Source organism: Macellibacteroides sp. (assembly GCF_050251695.1).
GTDB classification, from domain to species: domain Bacteria; phylum Bacteroidota; class Bacteroidia; order Bacteroidales; family Tannerellaceae; genus Macellibacteroides; species Macellibacteroides fermentans.
Window position 1 is genome coordinate 2,245 of the sequence record NZ_JBFWMI010000141.1, and the last position, 2,736, is coordinate 4,980.

A 2,736-nucleotide genomic window follows, 5' to 3' on the forward strand; every position below is an offset into this window, starting at 1 on the left:
GTCTCTCCAATCTGGAGCATCTGCAACCGGTTGATAATACGGCGACCGATGGCTGTAGAGATAAACAGCGATAATATTAATGCCAGTCCCGATCGGAACGAAACATATTTGAACATGCCGGCACCCGGGAAATCAAGCTGATCCAAAAAATTAAAAAGATAGTATAACATGCGCTTGCCTTTATTGTTTTTGTTGTGTTCCGAATATCTCTCTCACTATTTCGCGGTCGTCGAAATGATGTTTCACCCCCTTCACATCCTGATAATCTTCGTGCCCTTTACCGGCTATAAGAATCACATCGCCCTTTTTTGCGAGTAAGGCGGCGGTTTTAATGGCCTGACTACGATCCGTAATGCAAAGGGTACGTTGCTTCTCTTCGTTGTTCAACCCGGCTACCATATCGTTTATGATATCTTCGGGTTCTTCGAATCGGGGGTTATCCGAGGTAAGGATCACCTGGTCGCTCAGCTTCACAGCCTCTTTGGCCATCAGCGGGCGCTTGCCTTTATCTCTGTTTCCTCCGGCACCTACCACGGTAAGGATGCGGCCTCTGCTATCAAGCACTTCATGTATCCCGTTGAGCACATTGTTAAGGGCATCGGGCGTATGGGCATAATCCACAATGGCCGTATATCCCAGAGGAGACTGGATGGTTTCGAAACGTCCCGACACCGAATGCAACGTACTAAGGGCAAGCAGCACCTCTTCGGGTTCTTTTCCCAAAGCAACTGCCGCTCCGTAAACCGCCAGTAAGTTGTAAGCATTGAAACGGCCTACAAAATGCACCATCACCTCCTTGTCGTTGATAGTAAGCAGGGTACCTTCGAAATGTGATTCGAGGATACGGCCTTTTACATCTGCCAGTGTGCGCAACGAATAGGTGAGCTTCGTGGCAGCCGTGTTCTGAAGCATAACCAGTCCCGATTTATCATCGGCATTGGTAAGGGCGAATGCCGATGCAGGCAGGTTATCGAAGAACTGCTTTTTTGCCTTCAGGTAGTTTTCTACCGTAAGGTGGTAATCGAGGTGATCGCGGGTAAGGTTCGTGAATATGCCGCCATCGAAAGAGATTCCGCTGATACGCTTCTGATCTACTGCATGGGAGCTGACCTCCATAAACAGATACTCGCATCCGGCATCAACCATACGCGCCATCAGTTCGTGCAAAGTAAGTGCATCAGGGGTGGTATGGGTGGCGGGAACGGCTTCGCCGTCTATATAATTGCACACGGTGGAAAGCAGACCTGCCTTGTGGCCCATCTTCCGGAACATGTCGTATAGTAACGTAGCGATGGTTGTTTTTCCGTTGGTACCGGTAACCCCTACAACCACAAGGTTATCTGAAGGGAACTCGTACCAGGCCGATGCCAGCTTGCCTAAAGCTTCGGCAGTATCGGGAACCACAATATAAGTAACGGTTTCGGATAAAGCAGCCGGTAATACTTCGCACACAATTGCCCTGGCTCCGTTGGCAATCGCCACCGGAATGTAGTCGTGTCCGTCGGAGGCAGTCCCCTTAACGGCTACAAACAGACTGCCATCCGTAACTTTACGTGAATCGGCAGCTATACTCTGTATATGTAAATCATCGGTACCTGTAAGATTCTGAACTTGCAGCACCTTCATCAAGCTTTTCAGTTCCATAAGCTTTTTTATCATTTAATTCAAAACAATAGCAATCGTTTGTCCCTTTATTGCCCGGCTTCCCGGAGGAATAGACTGGGAGGTGACTTTCCCCATTCCGGAGATGGAGACTCTCAATCCCTGGTTTTCGAGCAAGAAGACAGCGTCTTTGGCCCCCATTCCTACTACGTGAGGTACAACGCCCTTCTTTTCCGATACATTTTTCAGACTTATGCCGGTCTCCTTTATACCGGTCATCACCCAGGGGCTTTCCACACTATCGGTACCCAGACGGATTCCGAATTGTTTCATCACGTTTTCCAACGCATGCAGATCGCCTCCTTTTGCCTGAGGGATTTTAACTGCCGCAGAATCTGCGGGCATCTTATCCAGGTTGTAGGAAACCGTTCCGGCAAATATCTTTTCGGCGATGGATTTAAAAACACCTCCCGCCATGGTTCCTCCCGAAGGATATCCGATACGGGGCCTGCGTATCACCACAATACAGGAATATACAGGCTTGTCGGCAGGAAAATAACCACAGAAGGAGACCTGGTGACTGACTCCCGCGGCTTTGTAACCGGCCGATCCCTGCGATAGCTGAGCTGTTCCGGTCTTACCCGCAATGCTCACTATGTCTGAGCGCACCGCCTGTCCGGTTCCCTCTTCCACAACTCCTACCAGCATGCTTTTAATCTGCGTCAGGGTTTTCTCCGAACAGATAGCCGGATTTAACACCTCGGTAGAAAAACTTTTCACCACTTCGCCATCGCGAAGAATCTCCTTGGTAAACATGGGGCGCACCTGTTTCCCGCCATTGGCGATGGCATTGAAAAAGGTGAGCGTATAGATGGGCGGTATCTGCGTTTCGTATCCGAACGACATCCAGGGCAGGGTGGTCTTTGACCAGTACCGTGTCGAGTCGGAGGGTTTACGTATCTTGGCCCGTCCCGCTCCGGGTATTTCGAGATTCAACGGGGTATTGATTCCGATACGGTACAACCCTTCCACAAATTTGGACGGGTTCTTTTCGTATCCTCTCAAAATCAGCTTGGCAACCCCGATATTGGACGAGTTCCAGATGGCCTTTTCGGCCGTTATCATATGATATCC

2 protein-coding genes and 1 pseudogene are annotated in these 2,736 nt (G+C 49.7%); all 3 read right to left on the reverse strand.

The genetic code is table 11. The features are described from left to right. Window positions 1-170, reverse strand: a pseudogene (locus AB7E53_RS14035) (phospho-N-acetylmuramoyl-pentapeptide-transferase); the annotation flags it as partial. 10 nt (window positions 171-180) lie between these two features. Further along, window positions 181-1,644 (reverse strand): UDP-N-acetylmuramoyl-L-alanyl-D-glutamate--2,6-diaminopimelate ligase, encoded by a 1,464-nt coding sequence (locus AB7E53_RS14040; RefSeq protein WP_179399708.1) that lies wholly within the window; start codon window positions 1,642-1,644, stop codon window positions 181-183. A gap of 15 nt (window positions 1,645-1,659) precedes the next feature. Then, on the reverse strand, window positions 1,660-2,736 hold a 1,077-nt coding region (locus AB7E53_RS14045; RefSeq protein ID WP_446776375.1), incomplete at its 5' end, for a penicillin-binding transpeptidase domain-containing protein.

Bases quoted from the DNA above. Each gene is read 5' to 3' on its own strand.
- AB7E53_RS14040 (WP_179399708.1), bottom strand. From the start codon at position 1,644: ATGGAACTGAAAAGCTTGATGAAGGTGCTGCAAGTTCAGAATCTTACA.